The organism is Enterococcus sp. 3H8_DIV0648 (assembly GCF_002140655.1).
GTDB lineage: Bacteria > Bacillota > Bacilli > Lactobacillales > Enterococcaceae > Enterococcus_A > Enterococcus_A hulanensis.
Genome location: NZ_NGLG01000001.1, coordinates 1,575,116 through 1,581,221, shown reverse-complemented (window position 1 = coordinate 1,581,221; position 6,106 = coordinate 1,575,116). Strand labels below are relative to the sequence as shown.

At 41.1% G+C, this 6,106-nt stretch carries 6 protein-coding genes; 4 read left to right on the top strand and 2 right to left on the bottom strand.

The genetic code is table 11. The features are described from left to right. The first annotated feature begins 130 nt into the window (after positions 1–130). On the top strand, positions 131–1,336 hold the full coding sequence (locus tag A5875_RS07335; RefSeq protein WP_088932998.1) for an LCP family glycopolymer transferase: 1,206 nt from the start codon (positions 131–133) through the stop codon (positions 1,334–1,336). Between the two features lie 35 nt (positions 1,337–1,371). On the opposite strand, the gene rlmD is transcribed toward A5875_RS07335, so the two are convergent. Then, positions 1,372–2,745 (bottom strand): 23S rRNA (uracil(1939)-C(5))-methyltransferase RlmD, encoded by a 1,374-nt coding sequence (gene rlmD / locus A5875_RS07330; RefSeq protein WP_088932997.1) that lies wholly within the window; start codon positions 2,743–2,745, stop codon positions 1,372–1,374. 167 nt (positions 2,746–2,912) lie between these two features. Between rlmD and recX the strand changes: the two genes are divergently transcribed. From recX to ntdP, 3 genes are all read left to right on the top strand, one after another. Then, entirely contained in the window at positions 2,913–3,710 is a 798-nt protein-coding gene (gene recX, locus A5875_RS07325; protein WP_088932996.1) for a recombination regulator RecX, read from the top strand. Beyond that, the gene (gene mutY, locus A5875_RS07320) at positions 3,703–4,854 is read left to right on the top strand and encodes an A/G-specific adenine glycosylase (RefSeq protein ID WP_088932995.1); all 1,152 of its coding nucleotides are present in this window, start codon (positions 3,703–3,705) and stop codon (positions 4,852–4,854) included. The genes recX and mutY overlap by 8 nt, the downstream gene beginning before the upstream one ends. Positions 4,855–4,952: 98 nt before the next feature. Next, entirely contained in the window at positions 4,953–5,486 is a 534-nt protein-coding gene (gene ntdP, locus A5875_RS07315) for a nucleoside tri-diphosphate phosphatase (protein WP_010740416.1), read from the top strand. A gap of 99 nt (positions 5,487–5,585) precedes the next feature. On the opposite strand, the gene A5875_RS07310 is transcribed toward ntdP, so the two are convergent. Continuing rightward, positions 5,586–6,020 (bottom strand): GNAT family N-acetyltransferase, encoded by a 435-nt coding sequence (locus A5875_RS07310; RefSeq protein WP_088932994.1) that lies wholly within the window; start codon positions 6,018–6,020, stop codon positions 5,586–5,588. Positions 6,021–6,106 lie beyond the last annotated feature (86 nt).

Genomic DNA, 6,106 nt, shown 5'->3' with positions numbered 1-6,106 from the left:
CTATAAACTAAATCTAGAAAAAGGAGTAGATGGATGTACATCTAGATGTGTATAAGAGACAGAGCTGTGGTTGAACAGCGGCCCGATTTATGAGAAAATGAAACGTAAAAATCGTTGATAGAGGTGTGCTATGAGCCGTTGGAAGAAAGTTGTCGTAGGATTATTGGTCCTACTGAATTTATTTATAGGTGGGATTACCTACTACGCCGTCCAAGTGACAAATGATGCCAGTAGGATGGTTGATAATATTCGCCAAACCGTTAAGCGGACGAGTTTGAAGCGAGGAAGCGGCGAAAAACCGAACATCGACAATGCGGAGCCATTTTCAATCCTGCTTGCGGGAATTGATACTGGGGATCTTGGACGTTCAGACCAAGGCCGTTCGGATAGTATGATGGTAGTGACCATCAATCCGAAGCAAAAAAAATCAACGATTGTCAGTCTCGACCGGGATATTTTAACTAAGATCGTCGGCTACGGTACGAATGATAAATTGAATCACGCCTATGCTTTTGGCGGTGTAGAAATGTCGATGGATACTATCGAAACGCTTTTAGATATTCCTTTAGACCATTATGTATCGATCAACATGCGTGGATTGAAGGACTTGATCGATGCAGTTGGCGGGATCGAAGTGAATAATAAAATTGAATTTACGTTAGACGGCATTCATGTAGAAAAAGGCAAGCAGACTTTAAATGGTGAGAAGGGTCTTGCCTATGCTCGGATGCGTTATGAAGATCCAGAGGGCGATGTAGGACGGCAAAGACGTCAGCGTGAAGTAGTAACCAAGATTTTACGCAAAGCAATGTCCATCAATGGTGTCGGTAATTATAAGAAGATTTTAAAAGCAGTAGAAAAAAATATGAAGACCGATTTGACCTGGGACGATATGATGGATATTGGTACGAATTATTTACCTGCTTTCGACACGATTAAGCAAAAGCAGCTAGTCGGAAAGAGTCAGATGATTGACGAAATCTACTATCAGATTTTAGGAACGACTGAATTATTGGATGTTCAAAATACTTTGAAGAAACAGTTAGGAAAACCAACTGCTGAAACCTTGCCGAATCTTAAGGAAGAGGATGCAGATAGTTTATACTATGATGATTCCGATGGAAAAGCCAGCGAAGACTCAAGTCAGTTTGCGCCGGGCTATGACGATCCGAATAATTATGATGACAGCGGCGGCTATCAGCAGTACGACGATACAACTCAGAACGATCAGGGCTACACTGACTCCGGATATACTGATCCCAATCAAGTCGATCAAGGATACGGTGGAGCAACAGATCCCGATGCAGCATACGGACAACCAGCAGCCGGATATTAAAATAAGAGGCATGACCAATTTCGGTCACGCCTCTTTTACTTTCTAATTAGCTTTACAACGACTTCACAGCGGGCAGTTTGCGGAAACATATCCACCGATTGTAAATATTCGACACGATAGATTTTAGAAAGACTCACGAGATCACGAGCCAGCGTTGAAACATTACAAGAAATATAGACCATTTCAGGACTTGGGGATTCTTGGATCGCTTTTAGCAGTTGATTGTCCAAACCGGTTCGCGGCGGATCAACGACGATCGCAGCAGGTGCAAATCCGTCTTTCAACCATTTCGGTAATAAGCTTTCGGCTGTTCCCACTTCATAATGGGTATTCGTCAAATTCATAGCTTCAGCATTTTTCTTGGCATCATCGATTGCTTGCGGAATAATATCCATGCCTCGGACTTCTTTAGCTTTTTTAGCCAGAGATAATCCAATCGTTCCTACGCCGCAGTAAGCGTCCACGACGGTTTTAGGCGTCGATAAATCCAAAGCGTTGATTGCTTCTTGATAAAGAACTTTGGTTTGCTGCGGATTCAACTGGAAGAAAGCTCGCGGTGAAAGCTCAAAGCTGACTTCGTTGATCTTTTCATTGATGACATCTTTGCCCCAAAGATGAATCGTTTCGTCCCCCATAACGACCGAAGTTTTTTTGTCCTGCACATTTTGCATAATAGAAACAACTTCCGGCAAACGATTCGTGATTTCCCGGATCAAAGCATTTCCTTGCGGCAGCTTTTTCGTTTTGGTGATCAAAACTAGTTGTACTTCACCTGTTTCAATACCAATCCGAACCATTAAGGTCCGCATGATTCCAGCATTTGAACGCTCATCATAAATAGGCATCTCGTATTTTGTTAATAATTGTACGACGGTATTAATGACTTTTTGCGTTGTCGGTTCCTGAACTAAGCAGTCTGTGATTGGTACTAATTGGTGGGACTCCGCTTGATAAAGTCCGGCTTCAACTTGCTGGGTCTTTTTATTTTTACGCAATTGGAATTGAGCTTTGTTTCGATAGTGCCAAGGCTCATCCATTCCAATCGTGTCACGCAATTCAAATGTTTGATAACCAGCTGGTTTGTATTTTTCCAATGCTTGCCGTAGTAAATCTTTCTTGAAGTCTAACTGTTTGTTGTAGACTAGATGTTGAAGCTGGCATCCGCCGCATTCTTCATAAACAGGACAAGGCGGCGTGATTCGATCAGGACTTTTTTTCGTAATTTTAACTAAGCTGGCTTCAGCAAAACGCGGGGTTGCTTTTGTGATTCGGGCAACAACCGTTTCATTTGGCAAAGCACCAGTCACAAAAATGATCAGGCGCTTATAATAAGCGATTCCTTCACCGTTGATGCCTAATCGTTTTATTTTCAATGTCAATGTCTGGTTTAACTTAAGTTGAACAGCCATATTCAGCCTCTTTCTTAAAAGTATTTTTCAATTATTCAGCGCAGTTCATTTTAGCATATTTTTATCGATTGGTTGATTATCTATGATAGAATTAATTTTTGCTAGGGTGTAATTGTGAGCGTAGTGTATGTAAATAAAAGCATTTATTCGAATAGGAGGAGTAAATGATGTTAACAGTAGTGAAAGTCAGTCAAGGTCGAGGACCTTTTTATAAAGTCGAATTTTCTAATGGCGAGAAATTACGGTTATCCGAGGATACTGTTGTCCGTCATCGGTTGTTAAAAGGGCAAGAACTGGATGAAAAAACATTAGATGAAATCAAGCAAGAAAGCAAAGAGGACATGGGCTTTCAATTAGCGTTGAACTATTTGAGCTATCAATTGCGAACAGAAAAAGAGATCCGAACCTATCTAAAAGACAATGAGATCGAAAGTGTAGATCGGCATAAAATTGTTGAACGATTAAAAGAATTGAATTTGGTGAATGATCTGGTTTATGGTGAAAGCTATATTCGCACTCAAATGCGTCTAGGTGATAAGGGACCGCGTGTGCTTCAGCAAAAGCTAAAGCAAAAAGGCTTGCAGGACAACGATATTCAGCAGGCACTCTATCTGTATGAAGCCGACGAGCAATTCAATGTTGCTTTACATACGGCAAAAAAGGCGTTGAGGAAATTTCATCATAGCAGTCAGCGAGAAGTCCAGCAAAAACTCCAGCAGCTGCTTATGACGAAGGGATTCAACAGTGATATCAGCAAAAGTGTGTTAGCCGAGATTGATTTTTCGGAAATCGAGGAGCAAGAAAATGATGCGTTAGATTTACAAGGTGAAAAGCTGTGGCGCAAGAACCAGCGCTTTGAACCCGCAAAACGCCGTCAAAAAGTAAAACAAAGTTTGTATCAGAAAGGCTTTCAGTTAGATCAGATCGATGCTTTTATCCGCGGAAAAGAGGAAGCAGATGAGTAAGGGCTGGGAAAGCTGGACAGAACAAGATGTAGCAAATTTTCAAACGGAGTTTCTAACGTGGTATCAACAGGAAAAACGCAATCTTCCTTGGCGCTACAATCATGATCCCTATCGGATTTGGATTTCGGAGATCATGCTGCAGCAAACACGCGTCGATACGGTAATTGACTATTTTTATCGTTTCATGGAACAATTTCCAACGATCCAAGACTTGGCAAACGCACCAGAAGATAAATTGCTGAAGGTTTGGGAAGGCTTAGGCTATTATTCTCGGGCACGTAATCTGCAAGCTGCCGCAAAACAAATCATGGAAGAGTTTGGCGGTCAATTTCCGACCACCGTTGAAGAGATTCGTTCGTTAAAAGGCATCGGACCATATACGGCTGGTGCGATCAGCAGTATCGCTTTTGAGATTCCCGAGCCAGCGATCGATGGGAATGTGATGCGTGTAGTCAGCCGACTCTTTTGTATTGAGGCCGATATCGCCAAAGCGAGCAGCCGCAATATTTTTGATGAGGCAATGCGCAAAATCATTAGCCAGGATCAGCCGGGAGATTTCAATCAAGCGATGATGGATTTAGGCTCTAGTATTTGTACGCCGACTAGTCCGCAGTGTGAGCTTTGTCCGATCCAAAATTATTGTCAAGCGTATCGTGAAAATCGTCAAACGGCTTTTCCTGTTAAATCAAAAAAACAGAAACCTAAAGATGTTTACTATGTGGCAGGTATTATCGAAAATAGACAACAAGAAATTTTTCTGCAGCAACGCCCAGAGACTGGCTTATTAGCAAACATGTGGCTGTTTCCCTTGGAAGAAATCAGCGCATCGCGTTTTAAAGAGCTGCAGGAGCAATATGATCCGGATGCTTGGGATCTATTTTCCAGCACATTAGTTGCGGAGGATAGTCCAGATTTCTTCCCAGAGCAAGAAATCGTATGGCAGAAAAAAGTATTAGGTGAAGTCAAACATGTCTTTAGTCATTTGCGTTGGCATATTTTAGTTTTTTATGGAAGAAGCGCCGAAATGTTGACACTTGATGGACAATGGGTGAAACCAAAAGATTTTCCTCAATATGTTTTTCCAAAACCACAGCAAAAAATGTTGGAAGTTTTTGAAAATAATTTAGCTGACGACAAAGATTAGTAGGCAATCTTTCATTTTATTGCTATAATAATTCTGATGTCGGTGTGATAACACCCAAACAAATGCGAAAATTATCTTTCGCTGAGGGAAGGGTAGCTATGGGAGTTCCAAAAGAAGGAGAGTTTGTGACTATTAAAAGTTACAAACACGACGGCAGTTTGCATCGAACGTGGCGTGATACCATGGTATTAAAAACAAGTGAGTGTTCACTGATCGGCTTGAATGACCACACATTGGTTACAGAATCAGACGGCAGAAGATGGGTCACTCGCGAACCAGCAATCGTTTATTTTCATCAAAAATACTGGTTCAACATAATAGCAATGATTCGAGAGAAGGGAGTTTCTTATTATTGTAATCTAGCATCACCTTATGTATTAGATGACGAGGCACTGAAGTACATTGATTATGATTTAGATGTCAAAGTTTTTCCTGATGGCGAGAAGCGTCTTTTAGACGTAGATGAATACGAAGCCCATAGTCAGCAGATGCATTATTCTAAAGAAATTGATTATATCCTCAAGGAAAACGTCAAGATCTTAGTGGACTGGATTAACAATGAAAAGGGGCCTTTTTCCCAAGGCTATATTGATATTTGGTATGATCGTTATAAGCAATTGTCGCGGAAGTAGAAAGAAAAGGCTGTACCAATTAAATTTGGTATAGCCTTTTTTGCGAGTTTTAATATGAATTGAAAAATAGATCTGCACGAACTTGTCAGTGAACGATTTCTACAATTTTTTTTTCATATGCACATGATCGATTCCAGCATCTTTAAAAATTTCGCCATATGCCGTATAGCCTAACTTTTGATAGAATTTTTCTGCGGTTAGTTGTGCGCCTAGTTCGATCGTTTCAAAGCCTTGCTGTCTTGCGAATGCTTCTGCTTCGACGATGATCTTAGCTCCAAGGCTGTTTCCGCGATAGTCTTTCAAAACTGCCATTCGCTGTAATTTGAACGTTTGATCGTTTAGCGGTAACAGCCGTACTGTTGCCGCCGGCTTTTTATCATCTGTATAAAGAACGAAATGAACGGAATAGGCCTCGTTTTCATCGATTTCCAGCGTGGCAGGTACGCCTTGTTCTTGGACAAACACTTTTTGCCGAATGCGGACAGCGTCGAGATAAATATCGCTCATCGTATCCTTAGTGATTAAAATTTTCATAATGACACCTTCCTCAAGGGGATTTTTCTCCACATGATGTATACTATAAACTAAATCTAGAAAAAGGAGTAGATGGATATACATCT